Source organism: Butyrivibrio sp. LC3010, assembly GCF_000424385.1.
Taxonomy (GTDB): Bacteria; Bacillota; Clostridia; order Lachnospirales; family Lachnospiraceae; genus Butyrivibrio.
Window position 1 is genome coordinate 34837 of record NZ_AUJU01000011.1, and the last position, 19787, is coordinate 54623.

Annotated in this window: 19 protein-coding genes and 1 pseudogene; 4 read left to right on the forward strand and 16 right to left on the reverse strand. The window is 36.2% G+C overall.

Annotated elements, in window-relative coordinates; translation table 11 throughout:
• Positions 1–103 precede the first annotated feature (103 nt).
• The 5 genes from G622_RS0109635 to G622_RS0109660 form a co-directional block, all read right to left on the reverse strand.
• Complete coding sequence (locus G622_RS0109635) at positions 104–1537, reverse strand: MBOAT family O-acyltransferase (protein ID WP_026510546.1); 1434 nt, start codon at positions 1535–1537, stop codon at positions 104–106.
• Between the two features lie 193 nt (positions 1538–1730).
• Entirely contained in the window at positions 1731–2057 is a 327-nt protein-coding gene (locus G622_RS22410; RefSeq protein ID WP_049945774.1) for a hypothetical protein, read from the reverse strand.
• 4 nt (positions 2058–2061) lie between these two features.
• Positions 2062–2241: a hypothetical protein gene (locus tag G622_RS0109645; RefSeq protein WP_026510547.1), complete on the reverse strand. Its 180-nt coding sequence runs from the start codon at positions 2239–2241 to the stop codon at positions 2062–2064.
• Between the two features lie 276 nt (positions 2242–2517).
• On the reverse strand, positions 2518–3051 hold the full coding sequence (locus G622_RS0109655) for a GNAT family N-acetyltransferase (protein WP_026510548.1): 534 nt from the start codon (positions 3049–3051) through the stop codon (positions 2518–2520).
• Positions 3052–3114: 63 nt separating this feature from the next.
• A complete protein-coding gene (locus tag G622_RS0109660; protein ID WP_026510549.1) occupies positions 3115–3732 on the reverse strand; it encodes a GNAT family N-acetyltransferase in 618 nt (205 codons plus the stop codon).
• A gap of 595 nt (positions 3733–4327) precedes the next feature.
• Here G622_RS0109660 and G622_RS0109665 point away from each other — a divergent pair.
• A complete protein-coding gene (locus G622_RS0109665; protein WP_026510550.1) occupies positions 4328–4774 on the forward strand; it encodes a hypothetical protein in 447 nt (148 codons plus the stop codon).
• A gap of 209 nt (positions 4775–4983) precedes the next feature.
• Here the strand turns inward: G622_RS0109665 and G622_RS0109670 are convergent, their stop codons facing one another.
• The 3 genes from G622_RS0109670 to G622_RS0109680 form a co-directional block, all read right to left on the reverse strand.
• Positions 4984–5280, reverse strand: a complete 297-nt coding sequence (locus G622_RS0109670; protein WP_026510551.1) for a hypothetical protein — start codon at positions 5278–5280, stop codon at positions 4984–4986.
• Positions 5281–5284: 4 nt separating this feature from the next.
• Positions 5285–5920, reverse strand: a complete 636-nt coding sequence (locus G622_RS0109675) for a hypothetical protein (protein ID WP_026510552.1) — start codon at positions 5918–5920, stop codon at positions 5285–5287.
• A 182-nt stretch (positions 5921–6102) separates the two neighbouring features.
• Positions 6103–7197, reverse strand: a complete 1095-nt coding sequence (locus G622_RS0109680) for a hypothetical protein (RefSeq protein WP_026510553.1) — start codon at positions 7195–7197, stop codon at positions 6103–6105.
• Between the two features lie 368 nt (positions 7198–7565).
• Between G622_RS0109680 and G622_RS0109685 the strand changes: the two genes are divergently transcribed.
• The gene (locus tag G622_RS0109685) at positions 7566–7979 is read left to right on the forward strand and encodes a site-specific integrase (RefSeq protein WP_026510554.1); all 414 of its coding nucleotides are present in this window, start codon (positions 7566–7568) and stop codon (positions 7977–7979) included.
• A gap of 181 nt (positions 7980–8160) precedes the next feature.
• On the opposite strand, the pseudogene G622_RS22415 reads toward G622_RS0109685, so the two are convergent.
• The 3 genes and pseudogenes from G622_RS22415 to G622_RS0109700 all read right to left on the reverse strand — a co-directional run.
• Positions 8161–8658, reverse strand: a pseudogene (locus G622_RS22415) (integrase DNA-binding domain-containing protein); the annotation flags it as partial.
• A complete protein-coding gene (locus tag G622_RS0109695) occupies positions 8645–8863 on the reverse strand; it encodes a hypothetical protein (RefSeq protein WP_026510555.1) in 219 nt (72 codons plus the stop codon). The pseudogene G622_RS22415 and the gene G622_RS0109695, both read right to left, overlap by 14 nt.
• Before the next feature lie 74 nt (positions 8864–8937).
• On the reverse strand, positions 8938–9147 hold the full coding sequence (locus tag G622_RS0109700) for an excisionase (protein ID WP_026510556.1): 210 nt from the start codon (positions 9145–9147) through the stop codon (positions 8938–8940).
• Between the two features lie 560 nt (positions 9148–9707).
• Between G622_RS0109700 and G622_RS24570 the strand changes: the two genes are divergently transcribed.
• Positions 9708–11621 carry a BspA family leucine-rich repeat surface protein gene (locus G622_RS24570; RefSeq protein ID WP_049945775.1) on the forward strand — a complete coding sequence of 638 codons (1914 nt, stop codon included), beginning with the start codon at positions 9708–9710 and terminating at the stop codon, positions 11619–11621.
• Between the two features lie 962 nt (positions 11622–12583).
• Here the strand turns inward: G622_RS24570 and G622_RS0109710 are convergent.
• A complete protein-coding gene (locus tag G622_RS0109710; protein ID WP_026510557.1) occupies positions 12584–12976 on the reverse strand; it encodes a hypothetical protein in 393 nt (130 codons plus the stop codon).
• 222 nt (positions 12977–13198) lie between these two features.
• Between G622_RS0109710 and G622_RS0109715 the strand changes: the two genes are divergently transcribed.
• Complete coding sequence (locus tag G622_RS0109715; RefSeq protein ID WP_026510558.1) at positions 13199–13396, forward strand: hypothetical protein; 198 nt, start codon at positions 13199–13201, stop codon at positions 13394–13396.
• Between the two features lie 31 nt (positions 13397–13427).
• Here the strand turns inward: G622_RS0109715 and G622_RS0109720 are convergent, their stop codons facing one another.
• Genes G622_RS0109720 through G622_RS0109735 form a run of 4 tightly spaced genes read right to left on the reverse strand, consistent with a single transcriptional unit; the run spans position 13428 to position 19716 of the window.
• Entirely contained in the window at positions 13428–14039 is a 612-nt protein-coding gene (locus G622_RS0109720; RefSeq protein WP_026510559.1) for a recombinase family protein, read from the reverse strand.
• A gap of 11 nt (positions 14040–14050) precedes the next feature.
• Positions 14051–15184: a restriction endonuclease subunit S gene (locus G622_RS0109725; RefSeq protein ID WP_026510560.1), complete on the reverse strand. Its 1134-nt coding sequence runs from the start codon at positions 15182–15184 to the stop codon at positions 14051–14053.
• 12 nt (positions 15185–15196) lie between these two features.
• On the reverse strand, positions 15197–16789 hold the full coding sequence (locus G622_RS0109730; protein ID WP_044957448.1) for a type I restriction-modification system subunit M: 1593 nt from the start codon (positions 16787–16789) through the stop codon (positions 15197–15199).
• Complete coding sequence (locus G622_RS0109735) at positions 16789–19716, reverse strand: type I restriction endonuclease subunit R (RefSeq protein WP_026510562.1); 2928 nt, start codon at positions 19714–19716, stop codon at positions 16789–16791. The genes G622_RS0109730 and G622_RS0109735 overlap by 1 nt, the downstream gene beginning before the upstream one ends.
• Positions 19717–19787: the final 71 nt, after the last annotated feature.

A 19787-nucleotide genomic window follows, 5' to 3' on the forward strand; every position in this document is an offset into this window, starting at 1 on the left:
CATAAGAACTTCGCTAAGTGCAATTGGTAGTTCTGCTCTCACTCCGTTCGCCAGAACAAGCATAATCACTAAGCTCAAAACTACTTCGCTAAGTGATTATGCTTTAAAACTCCATGTACATGAAGCCGATGACCTGCTCTGATGGTCCATAGACGCCGTAAACAAGAAGCAGCACCAATAACGCAAGAAAAACTGTAAGTCTTGCGGGTAATGCAATTCCCATCAAAAGCTCAGGAAAATCTTTCTTATTGATGCTTGATAAAACATCCATAACTATCATTACAAGCACCCCAATTATCATTATCCAAAGCTGATAGCTGCTCATTTCAAGAAAGCTCATTTCTTCAGAAACAGTCATGTTTACACCGCTTCCAATAAACATATTCTTTATATAAGTAAGCGCTCTGCTGACGCTGTCAATTCCAAAGAACAGCCAGGCAATTGAAACACTTATAAAAACAAGTATCCTTCTTACTATCTGCATCACCTTCGCATCGAAAGCATGAGCCTTTTCAAGGATGTTGTCTATCACTGACAAGAATCCATGCATAAGTCCCCACACCACAAAATTCAGTCCGTTTCCATGCCAAAGACCGCAGATAAAAAATACCACAATAGTGTTCAGATGCTTCCTGAATGCACCCTTTCTGTTTCCTCCAAGCGGAATATAAATGTAATCCCTAAGCCAGTTGCTAAGTGATATATGCCATCTGCGCCAGAAATCTGACATGCTCTTTGCCGTATAAGGTGCCTTGAAATTCTGAGTTAGTTTTATTCCAAAAAGAAGTGCTATTCCTATCGCTATTGATGAATATCCCGCAAAGTCAGTATATATCTGAAGCGTATACATAAGACTCCCTGCAATCAGCGCCTTTGAAGAATGAAAATCAGGGTTGTTTAATAATATCTCAGTATATTTTGCAAATCTGTTAGCAAGGATAAGCTTCATACAAAAGCCATAGAGAATATATGAAAAACTCCTGTTAAGATTCTCCTCATTAAAGAATTTTGCTGCATATACTGCCTTTTTTTGTGAAAAGAAGTTCTCTCCTCTTTCTATAGGTCCGCTAATGAACTTTGCAAAGAAAGACTGATATAAAAGAAAATCGATGATTGAAGGAAATTCTGATATTTTCCCTCTATTGATATCAACGAGAAAACTGATTGATTGAAAAATATAATATGAAAATCCTATTGGAATAAGTGTCCAGGACAAAAACGACGGAAGATGATCTCTCGTTCTAAGTACATCCCCCAATTTAAGTATGCAAAGAGATGATGCACAGCCAACCACACCTAAAATAGTGATCAAACTTGAAAGAACCTGCCTTCCATTTTGAAATCTATGAATAAGAAATCCTATAATATATGTGAATACAGAAACAGCAAGCATTATTACCAGCGCAATTCTGCTCATTATCACTATATATCCCCAACTGGCCATCATAAGAACAAACGGCCTGTACTTCGGAGCCGATATATAATACGCAAGTAAAGCAACAAGCAAAAACAGAAACGTCGTAAACTGAAATGTCATCTCCAACTCCCCTAAGCAATTTAGTGAGAAAATTATATCATATATTTGCTTGTTATATTTTGGAAAACTTATTTTGATGCGATGAAACTAATATTTATAGAAGCTTAAGATTGGGGAACAGCCTTACAAATGAATCATTATCTGACTTTATTTTTTTCATATTAGAAAATCAATTTTCTAATCGAACTTACTTCTAATTGCATGTATTACTATAGGTAAAAAAAAGCCAGTCTATCAGAAATCCCTTTTCTTTTGCAAGTTTTATATTCTTAAGAACAGTGTTACCGCAGAGTGTAGTCTCCTGGTTAAAGCTCACTCCCTCTTCAATATACTGCTTTAGCCTCTCAACCGCTTTCCTTCCAGCAGAAAATGCGTCTTTGGGATTACGCCAGTCACCACCGGATTCTTTGAGTATCTCATCTGCATTGACCCTATATTCTCCCTTTAAATCCGGATCCATTTGATATAAAGTTGATTTCCCCGCACCATTAACACCTGCTATAAGAGTGTACTTCTTCATATGTTTAGAAAAGATTCCTTTCGATTACTTCCTTTTGCTTTTTTTGAAGCAAAAAATCTCCAACCATCTCGTAAAAGTCTTTTTCCTCTTCAGTCTCACTCTCTAAAACAAGTTGCAAAGTATCTTTCGGATTTAATTTTGCTATTTCTATATATATATCACTATATTTCTTAATATCACACATAAATTTCTCCCTTATGCTTCTTCATAATATCCACTTCATTCTCTATGAAAAAAGTAAATCATGTGATGAACTAATGCCTGATTATATTATAGCATTTTTACATGAATCGTCTCAGCTAGCAAATTAACAGTTATAATTATTCCATTTCAATGTTACCATAAAAGAATTAACAAAAACTTCCTTATATACCCTTGTGGTATAGCAGTATCCCAGGCCATTTAAATAATTCTGAATTGATTCATATTCATGTTCAGGAAATGATATTGTATTCATCTTTTATTTCCATTCCTTGCGAAGAATTCTCATCATAATAAAGTCACTATACTCATTGTTGTAATAATATCCCTGTTCCTGAACTCCTTCCTGCTTGAATCCAATTTTATTGTAGAATGCCAGAGCGTTAGTATTAAGCCCTACAACTCCTATTGCAACACGGTTCATGTCATATTGATTAAAGGCCATATCCAACATGATTCTGATTGCCTCTGCCCCATAACCTTTATGTTGCATCTCTGGATCAGGTATTATAATTGAAAGATCAGTGCAGTGCCAAACTGGCCACATTCGCAGTAACCCCGTCTCACCTACGATATTGTCATCCAGATCTGTAATGGTATACCAAATGGAATCTTCACTCTTGTAATTGAATTCGATGTATTTTTTCTCTGCTTCTTCATCCGTAGGCTCAGTAAAACCGCACTTAAACATGACATCCGGCTGACTGAACCAATGAGCATAATACTTTGCATCAGTGGTTCTTTGCTCACGTAATATAACATTTGTTCCTCTTATTTCAGTATTTGGTTTCATAAAACTACAACATCTCTTTTCTCAATATTCTGCATATAAGCAGCGAATATATTATTCAATATCTTACAAAGAAGATACCACATGCCAAATAACCGGATTGCAAAATCCGCATGATTTATATAATTCAAATGAATTGCTCTTATTAGCTAACCTTCCTGATACAGTTACAAAATCAGCTCGCCCCTGAAGTCTACGTAACAATTCACAAACAACATATTTTCCCAATCCAAGCCTTCTATATTCCTGAGAAACCTGTATCCATTCCAGTATTCCCTCGCCTATACGAGAATCAAGCTCTGCTATTCCAGATGCCACTATATTTTTAGTTCTTAATTCCATAATCGCAATCCACAGGTCATCTTGATGGACTGTATGAGTTTTATACATCATCAATTCATCAACAGAAACATGTTCCTGCTCATAGCAGTTATTTATATGATCCGCAAAAAACTTTACATCAGCTTGAACAACTTCAAAGTCATCAGGTAAAAATGCATCTGGAATCATTTTCAAATTATGTATCATTTTAAAATACTGATCATCATTTCTGGCGGGCTGCTCTTTGTTATAATCATCATCCCTAAGTACTATTATGTGCTCTGGCATTACGATGTTTTCAGTCTTCCAATATGGCAGAGATGAAGCCTTGCATGGATCAGTAATATAGTCATTGGCATTCATATGTCGTCTCCTCAAAGTAATATGCTAATGATATCACAGTATCCATCAAAAGAAATCATCCACCATGAACATTATTTTTTCTCCGTTCCACTAATTTTCCACTGATATTACCCTGATTCTCCCCTGATGTTCTCTTTTAAAAAGAAAAACTGCATGATATTCTTATAATCGATGCAAACAACATAAATTATTTTTTTACTGGCAGCGCACATACCGCTGCCTTTTTTATTGCCCGGATTTAAGAAAGAAACGGGTAGCAACCGGGATGAAGAAAGCAGGATTATCACCTTGAATGACGATCCTGCTTTCTTTGTTCCGGAACAGTGCGTGAAGGTTTTACACCGAAGCGCATGAAAATGAGTGCACACATTTTCACAACGGGGTCCAGGGCAGTGTCCCTAGCACATTGCTGGCAGCGATGTGCGTGGTCAGGTCGAGGATGAAATCCCGCCCAGTAGGTATGTTGTCATCGGCATACCGTACTGGGTATTCTTTGCCGAGCAAAGGTTTTCACAACTCAGGAGCATCCTTCGCCCCAGAACATTTTTCAAAAATCAAAACTATCATCAAAATTATTAGGAGGTATAACAGCTTAATGAAATTTACAAGACATAATGGCAGATCAGGTTTACACGGGACTTACAATCCAAAACATAACGACCGTGAATTTGATCTCGACAAAACTGAAGACCTTAATAAAGACCTAACTGAAAATAATCTTTACTGGAACTGCATTGACAAAAAGATATTCCGACACGGAGAGCTCAGTGATAACGCAAATACCTTCACTGATGTTGAAAAGGGCTTCTATAATCTTGTCTATAAAGATTACGTCGATGGTCAGAATGAACGCAACATCAGAAGCGGTCACAGGGAGCGATGCAGAACCACGGATGATCTTAGAACAAATAATAAGACCTGCCCAGAAGAGACAATCTATCAGATTGGTGACATGAACATGCATGTTGATCCTCATGTTTTGGATAATTTCCGAACGTTTTACCGTAAAAAACCACTTGCAGACCACTTTTTCGAAGCATAAAAATACCCTTAAACCCAGATAAATACTGGATTTAAGGGCGAGCTGGCAACGGGAATCGGATAATAGCCAGTTACGAAAACCCGCATGGAAAGGAGGGCGCTAATCGTCTAGGAGACGATTGCTCAGCGCCGACCGAAGCGGAGCGTAGAATTTCGGTGCTCTCTTTTATAAAAAAGACCACTTTACAGACCACTTTTAATTCGCCTTCATTACTTAGCTTGAATAAAAATTCGCTTGGAATTAATATAATCCTCAACATTCCTTTTTGCCTTAAGCAGTTTTTCTACCAACCCTTCAGGTGGATCCTGCATAAGTGCATATGACAATTCAACATCTGTTTTCGCCTGCATATATTCTGATCTACTATAAAGACCATTTGATGCTTCAAGGAAAGTCTTGTCATCAACAATAATATCTTCTATCACTTGTCCTGAATTATCTTCATCCAAACTATATCCCATATCCAATTTATCTAGTATTTCCCATCTTTCCTTTTCTGATGACATAAAATCACCTCTTTCTATTTTTATGAATCAGTTTAAATCCAAATTCATCAGATAATTCTTTTGGATTACTAAGAAGTCTCATAACCTCCTGGTTTAATGCATCCTCAACCTGATAGCTTTTTATCCCTGAATTATTCTTAATAATTTCCGCCCTCATACGAACCATATGAGCGTATAGCCTGCGCCTTGACATCACATCCACATTATTATTTACAAGGATGAAGATATCTGAAGTGTTCCCAACGGCCAAAATGGCACTAATCGAATCATTTCCATAAAATAGTCTTACATCCTGAAATGAAAAAATCTGGTTATTAGGATGATTATGTACAATAATCACACTGTTGAACGAAGAATTTCTTATGATGTCGTTAAAATATCTAGCCGAAGGATTCAACAATTCATTAAGTTCTATATGATGGTATGTACCATTTATTGTAGCTTGTGTTCCATTATCAGTATTATAGGAAATGGCCACTTCACCATATCTATACTTATTTATCTCTTTTGAAGACTCAGATAAGACATAACCGCATAGTCCTTTTACTAATTCATTGCACTCATCTGAGTCAAAGCAATCAAAGTCCGGTAACGAATCAATGTCATCTGGAATAATGATTTCATTTATTTTTATTTCCATGTTCCAACTCTTTCATATTTCTATTTATAATAATTATACCATAATGTCTCCCTCATAATTCTCCAATAGACACAAATAAAATTAGAGCATGCAATAATCACACGCCCAATTTTATATAAAAGACCACTTTCGGCTTAATAAAAGGGTCAATGGTTGCTTTAGATACGGTTTAAATGTACCTATTATTTCCTAAGTGATGAATTGTCATTAATAAGAAAATCTCTTACCATATCTATTCCGCCCATACCAGAATCCACACCATCAAGATTAAGAACATCCTTCAGTTTATTATGGTTATTAAATTCAATCTTCCCTATGAGCCAGGATGAAAAATCAAATCTGTTAATTACTTCCTGTCGTATCTTATTCGCATTAAGTTCTGTCATATAATCATTTGATGTTTTGAACTCCTTCAATTTCTCTTCTTCAGATAGTTCATCATTAGCCAGCAAATCGGAAATCCTAAGAAATTCTTCATCCATCAACTTATCATATTCATTCTTACTCTCAGCAGCCGCTACATATCGAGAGGACATCTCATCGACAGCTTCCTTATTTTTATCAATTAAATCGAAAGCTCTGTCAATCAGTTGCTCGTCTGCAGTTTTACCGGTTTCATCAAATTCTAATGCATTATCATCCTGATTCTCATCAGATTCAGTTTTTTTGCTCTCCTCTTCTTCATCTTCATCATCGACATCAAGGGTCTCTTTTAGTATGTCAATAATTCGCTGCTTTTCATTTTCGTCTTGCTTAGCCTTTGCTATAAACTGAGCATTTTTATTGTGCTCATCCTCAAGTCCCTGCGCATCCAACTTTTTTTGCATATCGGCATACATATTAAGACGTGCCTCGAAGTTTTCCTTCAAACCTTTGAGAATAGCTTCAAATTCATCTTTCGTGATAATATGTGTTTTATTATACACGTATCGTTCAGATGTAATCTTCTGAAGATTATCATTGATAAACTCTTTATCAACATCTGTCAGCTCTTCACCGCTTTCGATTTTGTTCGACAATCTGTCGGCCTCTCCGATTTGCTTCCAGGTCTCTTCAATATTGATCTTTATTTCCTTACGCTTATCTTCACGAAGTTTTTTAGCAAGTTCTCTACCATCTTTTGAAATATCCACAGTAGCAGACTTTTCTACATCCATGATTGGCAAATCATTTTTCTTATGAGAACGTGACTTGGATTTAGAATCAGGAATTCCTACGATATGCTGCTTAATATTAGAATCCATTTTTATGGAAAGATTAGTTGCTTTAATGTTCATATCCCAATACCTCCGTGTAAGCGAGACATAATAATAGCCAACCTCCATGTTCGACTAAGATAGTGATAATGTTCCATTAAGGTTATCGACCAAAAATCTAATAACTTAACCCCTTCAAAATAAAATTATATTCGTTGTATACCTTTTGTAAATTTTCTTTTCATTTTCATAATGATATTATTATCATGAGCATACGGGATTGATTTATAACATCTGATATTACACTAGGTTTACACTGTTAGACTCCTTTTTTACACTAGGTTTACACTCCTGAATACTTTTCATCGTTTTTTCAGGGTGATATTATTATACTTGCTGAAGCAACCATGATTCGTTTTTGGTTGCTTTTTGTTTTATGATAAATGAAATTGAATTACACTATTAAGTCATATTCCAAAGAGGATGATGTTGCACACACCAAAGGCGGTGAAAAAGGTTCCCGTATCCTTCCGCTATCTGACAGAGCCATTGATGTCCTTAAAAGCCTCGGAATGCCGGATGACTTATCTGATCACATTGTTGTTACAAGTCATGGCAACCCACTCAATACAGGGCATTTTAATGACCATTTGAAAGCTATCACAGCAAAAGCCGGTGTCCCTTATCTGTCATCACACAAAATCAGATTTTGGAGTGTAACAGAACTTGCAAGAGCAACCGGAGGTGATCTTCAAACTGTCATGTACGCAGCAGGTCATGCAGACAAAAACACTACTCTACACTACATCAGAGCCGTTCAGCAAGATGCTAGACTTGACGAAATAAGGTCATGTTTTGGTTGATAAATAGGTTACGACCACTTTACGACCACTATTTTAGGGCAATAAAAAACCCTTAAACCCAGATAAATACTGGATTTAAGGGCGAGCTGGCAACGGGAATCGGATCGTTGACCAGTTTCAGAAGCCGCATAGAAAGGAGGTTTTCAGCACTCTCTTTTAAAAAAGACCACTTCAAAGACCACTCAACCGCCATCTGGAATGCCGGCCTGAGGACCCCTCTTATTGTCTTTACCGAGCTATATCCCCGGCCATCTTCCTTCTGTAATTTTATTAAAAACAACTTTGCATCAGATGTTTTTACCTGTGATATCTTTTTCCCACCAAAAGGCTCTTTAGCAAGTATGTTCTTTGCAAAGTTATAATTATTTCGCGTATTATGCTTAACCCCGGTTTTAGTAGCCAAGTATCTTTCCACCAGTTCCAGAACTGTCATGTTCTTACCCGTAGGGTCTATCTGTGAGTCTAGATCATAACCGATAAGCTTTTCCTTTTCTCTAAGTGAAATGTCCGGCTTTTTACCTTTTAACTGTGGATCTATAGGCTCAAGCCTCCAGCTATAAACGAAATGTGGCTTACCACCAATATGGTATTTGAACTGGTATTTACCATTTGCTCTTATTGACTCTCCGCACCTTAAAACTCTGTGCTTACTGTCTCTTCTTTGACTACCTTTTGCCATATGCCCTCCTCCGTAATTCTGGATGATTTTCTAAATATTTTTCAAATTCTGCCCGGATTATGAGGTTTCTGCCGTCATAGTACTTAACTGTAAAATCTGTATGCTCATCCATCAGCTTCCACATTTTTCTCCTGCTAAGTACATAAAATGTAATTACTTCCTCCGGTGTAATGATGCTTTTATTCCCTGGTGATGGCTTTATCATGCTGCTTTCCTCCTTTTGTCTATATATCACTCTAAGCGCCAGACATATCAACTACTATCAGCAGACAAAAGGGATTAAATACAAGAAGTTTCATCAATGTACTTCTCGAACTTTCTTCTGTGTATCATGGTCCTATCCCCGTTATGAAGTCCTAAACCTGGATTCTCATTTACGAGGAATCTTATTCTCTTTTCACCTATTCCAAAGTACGCGGCTGCCTCCTTTACCGTCAGTAAGTACTTTTCGCTAAGTGAAACTGCTAAAACTTTCTTATTTTCTATCATAATTAGCCTCCCTAAATAATCTCGTTTACAAAGCTTCTATATTCCTTAATTACAGAACCAGCAGAAATGAACGAGAAAAAATAATAACTTTCTAATAGTTATGTAATTGAGACATATGGATTTTCCGGTTTTTACAGATAAAATTATTATCTTAGTAAACAGAATTCATATCATCCTATCTTCCTAAGGGGATTTGATGGATACAATTCCGGGATAATGTCAAAAAAATAAGACCAGGCAACACCTGACCCAATCTTGCATGTTTCTCATTATTCTTACATCTATTATGATTATTACGCATTGATAAACCTTTGCTTCTTGAAATATAAAAAGCTGTAATACAATTATTTAGAACAATATTTTTCTATATTATGAAGAGACTTATATATATATCCATCATATATAAAAATGTCAAAAAACATCTATTTATGTATTTTATATAAAAAATTTAGAATGATTTAAAACCCCATATGTTGCATAAAGTTTATAATATTAACGAATTAAAACATCTTTACCAATAATGTTTTTTATATTTTTATGAAGGGGGAAACTCAAATTTTATGAAAAGCAATCGCGCTACCATTATTGGCCTACTATCTTTTTTATTTTTTCTATCATTTCACTCGGTGAGGGTTTTAGCTGCGGACACGACTTGGCAAGACGACTACGACTATATTTTAGATTCTAGTAGTGAAAATATTATCATTACTGGTTATAAGGGAACATCTGAATCTATAATAATCCCTGCAAAGGCAACAATTAATAATATAGATTATAATACATTAATGGGGAAAACCTCCACTCCATCTGCATCTATGCCTCATTTTTCACTTCCTAGTAATGTGAAAACAATAAGCTTTCAATCTGGAGTATTATTTCCAAAAGATAGTCAATCAATGTTTTGGCGTGCAGAAAACATTACAAGTATCGATATGTCTGGAGTAAATACATCTCAAGTAGAAAATATGTGTGAAATGTTCGGATTTTGCAAAAAATTAGAAAACATAAATATTTCATCAATTGATACAAGTAATGTCACTAATATGCGTGGCATGTTTAATAACTGTATTGCACTCAAATCTCTTAATCTGAGTAATTTTATGACCAGTAACGTTACCGATATGGGATTTATGTTTAATCAATGTAATACACTTTCATCTCTTGTTGTAAGTAGTTTTAATACACAAAATGTTAAAAATATGTGCAATATGTTTGAGGGTTGTGAAAATCTAACATCATTAGATGTAAGTGGTTTTAATACCAGTAATGTAGTTGGTTTTGTTCAAGCTGGATTTAGCGGAATGTTCTCAAATTGCAAAAAGCTACAAAACATTGATGTAAGCCATTTTGATACTTCCAAGGGAACAGATTTTGAGGTTATGTTTGCAAATTGCAGTAGTTTAACAAGCCTTAATGTTGGGAATTTTAACACAAGTAATGCTGATGATATGTATGGTATGTTCCAAGGATGTTCCAGCCTTAAAAACTTAAATTTATCCAATTTTGATACAAGAAAAGTAAAATCAATGGGATCTATGTTTTTAGGATGTAGTAGCTTAGAATCAATTGATTTAAGTTCATTTAATACTTCTGGAGTTTCAAATTATTACGATATGTGGTGCATGTTTGCGGAGTGCCCTAAGTTGAAGGAATTAAATATTCAATCCTTTGATATGCGTAAAGTAAAGGATAATAGTGAAATGTTTAGGGAATCCTTTTCTAACGGATCTAAATTACATTTACCAAATACATTTCCAACAAATACAAAATTCGATGCAACAAATGCTTTTTTTAAAGTATATAACATGACTATATATTATCCTAATACAATTGCTTCATGGCGCAATTTAAAATATAATGCATTGATTAGCAATACTGTAACCATCGTATGCTCAGATGGAACTATAAAAGGAGAACTTGCCTCAGGAAGTGCTGATGGAAATACCGAAGATTCTTCAAATAATAATGAACAAAATAATAATGGTTCCAACGGTTCTTCATATAATACGGATAATAGTGATTCCAACAATTCATCAGGCAATACTAACAATAATGATGATTCTAACAGTTCTTCAAGTAATACTGACAATAATAATAGTTCAGCCAGCCAAAAAACTGATGATTCAATTACAGAAGACGTAACCAAAAATGCAAATAAATCTGAGATTATTGATCCTAACCAAAAGTCAACGCGTATCTCAAAACTAAAAACTGGAAATAAATCACTCACTATTTCATGGAAAAAGCAATCCACAAAGGCAATCAAAGGTTATGAACTTCAATATAGTACTAATAATAGGTTTGAAACTAATGTCCATACAATAACTATAAATAAAGCCAAAACAACATCAAAAAAGATAAAAAAGCTAAAAACTAAAAGAAAATACTATGTAAGAATACGAACATTTAAAAAATCAGGTTCTAATAAAATATACTCAAATTGGAGTAAAACAAAAAGTATTAGAATTAAATGACCCTATATCACGACCAGAATTAAATAATATAATCATTTCATTACCAAAAAAATCACTTCCCGATTCAACATATTTACTGATTCTCTAACAGATATCATGAATTATGCTATAACCATTTTCAATTGATAAATAGCCCCCTTGCTCATTAAGCATTTAGACTAGTTTTTAATAAATGCTTTTGGCTAAAATATTGACGTTCCCATAAACTAAAGTTAATGGGAACGTCAATTTTCATAATTCTCGAATTATTAAGCACCGTCCTCGCATAGTAATTATCGACATAACATTTTCATACTCCATAACAAGTCCACTTATTCTATGAATAACATACTAATATATATATATTCTAATGAGCATCCATATCTGATAATAAACTACTTAATTCTGCTGTTACCAAGATAAGTTTATCTGCCACATATTTTACTGCCCCTGGATTTTCAGCTAATATTTCTCTACTTTGTAAACCTACTTCACCAATGATGTTCACAACTTCAGATAATAATGATAGTTCGAAGTATACGCCATTCAGCTTATCTAATAATTCTTTTTCAACTTGTACTGCTTCTATGATAATTCAACCTCCATAATTATTTCACGATCGCCAAACTAATATGTCATATTTCAAAAGCTTAAACAAGATTTCAAAGGCGCTAATATACTTCTCATTTATCGTATGGAATATTTTATTTGTATTCTATATACTGTACATATATTATCGTTATTTAGATTGTATAAAATATTATTTTCTTACGCATAATTGCTGCCTTTTTAGACTTGTATAACATAAATGCTTAAGAAATAAACGCAATTGTTTTAATTGCCAATTCAGAGTTTATCTACTTTACTTATCACCAAGCCACCCTATCATCAAATAAAGAGTTTCGAGCATTATAGTAAAGGGCATTTCAACATAATAATAATCTAAAAAAGGGGCACCATTCCATGATGCCCCTAGATAACATTTATTTCTTTATTTTCACTTTCTTAACAGAAGACCAACGACCCACGTTACCATCCTTGTCAATAGCTCGCACTCTTACATAGTTTTTTCCCTTAGATTTGCACTTAATATTGACATCGTTTTTACTAGTTTTCTTTGATATTAAGTTCCTATCATTGAAATCTTTAGTTTTAGAAATCTGAATTTCATACTTTTTTGCATTACTTTGTTTCATCCATTTGAGCCTTACTTTTTTTCCTGACTTTACCTTAGCTTTTAAACCTTTTACAGTGTTTACTGTGGATGAAATCCTTTCGTATCCAATCAGTTTAATGAGATCTTCTTTTGAAAGACCTTTTTTATGGCGAGCTCCCCTCACAAGTGCTGCTATGTGTTTTCTGCTTGTATTATCCATTTCTATTCCTTAATCTGAGAACGTTCTAAGGTGAATAATATAGGATTGTAAAGCCAAAATCCACACCACTTTTGAAGTTTTAGAAATTTAGAAACATTAGGTTTTATGTGGGTGTAATGTACTTTGGTTTATCAAAAATGATAGTTTTTCAGTCTTCAGCGAGCAAGATGGTCAATTCGCCATAATATACAGTATAAGTTCATACATGAAAAGAGAACGTTTATGAAAACAGTAGGAAAAATGATTGTAATGACCTTGCTGGGTGTCCTGTTGGGATGTTTGTTCGCCAAGATATGGAAGGAAGAAGGTGCTGCCTTCGCCGCGTCGAGGTCGAGGCAATATTCTTTAAATGATATAAAACAAAAAATGATTCCTTTTAATCCTTATGAAAAAGCGCAACAAAGAAATAAAGCACCATAATCTCATACATCAGAGATAAAGGTGCTTTATCTTATTTCAGATTACGACGATCAAGTATTTTATCCATGGTAGGTCTGCTAACACCAAGTTCTTCAGCCATCTTGGATTTACTGATTTTCCGGGACATGTATTCATTGTAGAGTTCTTTTAGCTTTTCTTCATCAATCTGCTTTTGCTGACCACCTTTATATTTCCCGGCAGCCTTAGCAATTGCAATACCTTCAGCCTGTCTTTTTCGTATGGTGATACGTTCCTGTTCAGCCTGCGATGCAAGAACTTCTACAAGAATATTATTTACCATGTCGAGGATCCATTCCTGACCTTCAACAGGCTTGAAATTAGTAGTGGGAATATCAAGTATTCTTACACGGATATTGTGTGATTTATAGTATTCAAGTTCTTCCTTTATATCCTTTTTGTTCCTTCCGAGACGGTCTAGTGACATTACAACAAGAGTATCCCCGTCACGGAGCATATGATTCTTCATGGCCTGATATTCTGGTCGGTCAAGATCTTTGCCTGATTTCTTTTCAGTTATGATGTCGTGTTCATCTGCACCGTCTTTTTTGAATGCCTCTATCTGACGGGATAGGTTCTGTGATGTTGTTGAAACACGGGCATAATAATAAGTTTTTGCTGCCATATATGCACCTCTTATACAAACATCTGCTGAAGCAATCCTTTTTTGAGTTCTTTATACATGTCGCACTTACGCTGATGAAGGGTGATAAGGTTGTCGAGGCTATCGAAATATTCAGAAATCTTTCTTTGTTCACTTACTGATGGAATATAAACCTTACTATCATGTACATCATTTCGATTAAGTGTCGGAACTCCACTACCTGTTCCAAACTTTGACAAATCAAGCCACTGATACAAATGATAGATAAACTTAGGTTCATTTCCCTTGAAATCAGTTACCCATAAAGATGTATTATGAGGCCAATAATCGCTCTCTATATAATGAACCTTCCCTATCGTTCCAGAACGACCTGTTACAACCCCAGGTCCTTTGACTTTATATTTATTATGATATCCACCTATACCATTCGACATTACAACCGGATAATCACCATTTTCCATCTGTGATGTCGGAAGGTCAAATCCTCTTTGTAGCGGAGCTATATCTAAAACCTTACGCTGTTCCCAATCGTCAGTAAAACCTGGGAATCTTATTTCAGGTACAGACATCCCCTCTTTCGGAAACATCTTTTGCAACATTCCCTTTTTATACTCTTTGATTTTGTCTAACTTACGCTGATGAAGGGTGATAAGGTTGTCAATCTGACTAAAAAATTCTCCAATCTTAGTCTGCTCTTCAATATAAGGAAGCATAAACTCAGTCTTTAGAAAATTATCATTATACAATCTCTTGATCGTAGAGCCTTCACATGACCATTCGACAACACTGTATAAAACCTTTAAAAAAGTATTATCAATATTGTCACCATGTTTTAACCAAACAATATTTGAATCCTGAAAATACTCGTCTTCTCCTGTATATTCAACGGTTCTTCCGATACTTCCAGATGCAGAAATCAAAATATCACCTTTGCTCGGATATTGGTATGCTTTCTTATATTCCTCAAATAACTCTCTCGAAATATATGCATCCGGAGTGCCTCCAAACGTTCCAATCTTGTAAAATGGAACATCACCTTCTTCAGAAGTTTGTTCTTTGAAAATTCTCTTACACATGGCAACCGAGCCAACATCTCCAAACTTACGCTGTTCCCAATCGTCAGTAAATCCAGGGAATCTTAACTTTGGTGCTTTTTTATTACTCATAAAATCCCCTCCTTAAAATGGAAACTCAAGTCCAAGCTCTTTAAACTGTTTTTCTAACTCAGAAGATGCAGCAGATATTTCACTGCTGATATCCTTGATTGATTGTGTGACAGCAGGAATGTCGATATTCTCTTCCTTTTCAGAAGTATCAACATAACGTGGAATATTGAGATTATAGTCGTTGGCAATTATCTCATCCATGGTTGCTTTATGTGCGAACTTGTCTTCGTCTTCACGTTTAGCATAAGCATCGACGATATGCTTAATGTGTTCATCAGAGAGCTCATTCTGATTTTTCCCTTTGATGAAGTCTTTACTTGCATCAATGAAGAAGATATTGTCGGAATTTCCATTACGCTTGCTTTTTAGCACAAGAATGCAGACCGGAATTTGTGTTCCATGGAAGAGTTTTTCCGGAAGACCTATAACTGCATCAAGTCTGTTAACAGTATTTACAAGCCATTTTCTTATTTCTTCCTCAGCGCCGCCTCTAAAAAGAACACCATGGGGCAGGAGTACAGCTACGCGACCATCATCATCATCCATGTGGTATACCATGTGCTGCACAAATGCAAAATCAGCATGGCTCTTCGGTGCAAGCTTGCTTACTCCTGAATAACGCGGATCATCAAGTAATTGAGAATTAGCATCCCATTTAAGTGAATAAGGTGGATTACATACCTGTACTGTCAGCTTAAGATCATCGCCATAAAGGTCATTTGTAAGAGTATCGCCTTTGTTTATATCAAAATTCTGATAATCAACACCATGCATGAGCATGTTCATGCGGGCCAGGTTATATGTGGTAGGATTGTTTTCCTGTCCGTAGAAATGTCCTACTTTACCTGTTGTAAGGTGCTTTCTGACATCAAGGAGCATGGAGCCAGAACCGCATGTACAGTCACCAACTGTCTTTGCTTCATCGAGTCCAAGGGATGCTAAAGTAGCACACAGGGTACTTGGTCCTACAGGAGTAAAGAATTCGCCACCTTTTTTACCTGCGCCACTTTGGAACAGACCTATGAGGATCATGTATGCAGTACCAAGGACATCAAATTCTTGATCATGCAGATCCATATCAATCTCACCAATCTTTGCGATTACTTTACCTATTTTATCTGTTCTTTCTGATACAGTATCACCAAGCCTTGTATCCTGGAGTCGCATATCATCAAACAGTCCTTTAAATGCTAGCTCTGAACGGTGACCAAGTGTAGAACCTGTAAGCTGGTTTACTGCACGTTCATAATCTTCAATTGAGAATTTATCCGCGTCTCCCGTAGGCTTTATTATCTTTCTATTAAGTTCACGGAAAAGGTTCTCAGGTTTAATGATGTAACCGAGATGCTCGATACTCCACTGCTCAACAACTGGTCTGAAATCATCATTTGTGAAAGCCTCTTCATACGACAGATTATCTTCCTTAAGAATTTCCTGCATGTACAGTTCTGTTCTTTCTGAAAGATAGCGGTAAAAGATAGTTCCAAGGATATAGTTACGGAACTCATTTGCATCCATTCCGCCTCTTAAATCATTTGCAATAGCCCAAAGCTGAGCTGATAAGTCTGCAGCCTGTTGCTGTACTTTTTCTGTATTGATGGCCATTATTCGCCCTCCGCTTTAAATTTCTTATATGTCTGTTCAATAAACTGCTTTATGTCAGATGTCATCTTTGTGAGCTTCAGAAGCCCAAAGTGATAATCTGTAAGTCTTTTTCTTATTCCTTCGTCAGTGATAGTACCGCTGAACATATACTCCGTAAGGATTTCATTTACTACTGAATAGTCAATCCCATTACTGAATGCAAATTCTTCAAGTTCTGCCTGCTGACATTCTTTTTCGAATTCTTCAAAGGCAGACTGGATATCTGCATCTTCCGGGAGGTCATAGAACCTGGTCTTAATGAATGCAACCATGATGTCCTTTTTTGCACGCAGGGATTCATTATCGGAGCGGTCAATCTCACGGAGTACAAGGTCAAGGTCACTTTCCTTTTCTGCATCCGTTTTCTTCTTTCGGGCAGATTTAAGAAGATTAAGGATATATACGACATTGATACGGTCTGTTCTTACAAGCTCGATGTCAAAATCTACATCGACAGGTACTTTAACTGGCGGATCAGGCTTGATTGTCTGATCCTTATAATAGAGATACCAGCTCTTATAGCCTTCATATTCATCTTCATCAAGCACGACAGCAAGGTCTGCCCAGTCAAACTTTGAAAATGTCTTAAGTGTAGCGAGTGTTCCGACCAGTGTTCTGAATGCAATGATGAACATTCTTATTTCATCTTCATTCTGAAGCTGTCCGGCGTCATCAACAGTAGGTGTTATCTTTCTTAAGATGGGTTCCTGGTCAAGCCACTTCTGAACATAGTATTCGTAGCTCTGGAGCAGATATTCATTCGGATCTCCGTCACCCGAGAACAGCCTAAGGGCATCATCCTGCCATTTCTTTATGTTTCTGTATGTGATGACCTGCCCGAACTGCTTTGTCTTTTTATCTACGCGGTTTGTCCTGCTGTATGCCTGAACAAGTGTATGCCAGATAAGGTTCTTATCGAGATACAACGTGTTCAGAGGCTTAGCGTCGAAGCCTGTAAGCATCATGTTTACAACAAGCAGGATATCTACCTGCGGCAGGTTTTTCTGTTTAAGACGCTTTGATATATCCTTACGGTAAGCATCATAGGTATCAAGATTGTAGGATGTTCCGAACAACTCCTCATAATCCTTCATGCAGCGAACAAGAAGTTCAGCTGAATGTTCGTCGCCTTTTTCATCCATATCCTCATTTGCTCCATAGCTGAATATAGCGGCAACCTTGATACGGTCAGTTTCATCACGGCTTTTGTTGAGATTTTTAAAGGCGTCATAATACTTCCCGAGAGTCTTTATTGAATCAACAGCGAAAATAGAAGTATAGATGTCCTGACCCTGTGGATGGACGTGCTGTTCATGGTGGTCGAAGATATGCTTTGCTATCATGGCTATTCGGTCATCATCGTGATACAGGTTCTCAATATCTATATTATGTCTTTTGCAGTATTCAGGATCATCGAGCATTTCAGCATCAATGCCTCTCATCTTTATATTATGTGCAAAGATAGTCCTTTGGTATTCAACCGAAAATCTTAAAACGTTACCATCAGCAATAGCATCCTTTATCATGTATTTATGGAGACATGCATCACGCTTGGTGCCATCCGGTTTTGTTCCTGCGCTGAAAAGATCAGCAGTCGTCATCTTATTTGAGCCTTTATTAGCTTCAAAGATAGGAGTTCCTGTAAAGCCGATGTAATTGGCGCGTTCAAAGTGTCTGTCTATATCGGCATGCATCTTGCCAAACTGTGAACGGTGACATTCATCAATGATGAAGATGACTTTCTTATCACGGTAACTATCCATGAGCTTCTCATATCTCTTGGCATTAACTGCATGAGCCATCTTCTGAATGGTTGTGACGATAAGCTTCCTGTCAGTTTCTTTAAGCTGTTTCACAAGAACAGATGTGGAATCGGTACTGTCAACGCAGTCTTTTTCAAAGCTATTGTATTCATCGATAGCCTGTTCATCGAGGTCTTTTCTGTCTATAAGGAAGATTACCTTATCAATCAAAGGCTCATCTCTTAGGAGTTGGGCTAGTTTGAATGAAGTAAGTGTCTTTCCCGAACCGGTGCAAGCAAAGACATAACCATCCTGGTTAGCTTCAAGAATACGCTTTTTTGCAGCCTTGACAGCAAATATCTGATACGGACGCATTACCATCAGTACTGGCTCTGTAGTCTTAATAACCATATACTTATCGATCATTTCCGTTATGGCTGCTTTACGGAAAAACTCTGCCGTAAAGTCTTCAAGCTTATTTATTCTTACATTATTGGAATCCGTCCAGAAGAAAACAAGTGACTTCAGGATAGGGTTATACATACCGTCATCCATCTCATTTTCATTACAGAAATATTTAGTCTGTACGGAATTGGATACTACAAATATCTGGAGATAACGGAATATTCCCTTGAATGAGAATTTGCGATATCTGTTTATCTGGTTTATGGCTTCATTTATCTCAACTCCAGGTCTCTTAAGCTCAATCTGCACAACAGGAAGACCGTTTATGAAAACAGTAACATCATAACGGTTCTTATAAGAAACATCGTTCTTATGAGCGGGATCCATTGTTATCTGATGAGATACCTGATAGATATTCCTGTCAGTATCGAAACTGAAGAAATCAAGATATACAGTTTTGCCATTATCAAGCTGAAGGACATATTTATCCCTCAGTATCTTGGCAGATTCATACACACTTTTATTTTCAATGTGATTAAGCACTCTGCTGAATTCTGACTTTGACAACTCGGATGTGCCTTTTTCAGCAGCGATTTTTGAGGCATTAAATTCCTCTAGTTTTGTCTTGAAGTTCTTTAAGACATCATCATAGTTTTTTAGCTCAACATATTCATATCCAATAGATTCAAGCCTATCTATGAATTTTGCTTCAACTTCGTATTCTGTTTGTACTTTTGCCATTTTGTCTCCTGGAGCGTAAAAGTGAATTTTGTTTGTGATTTTACAAAAAGTAAATGTGTTTTCCAACCCTA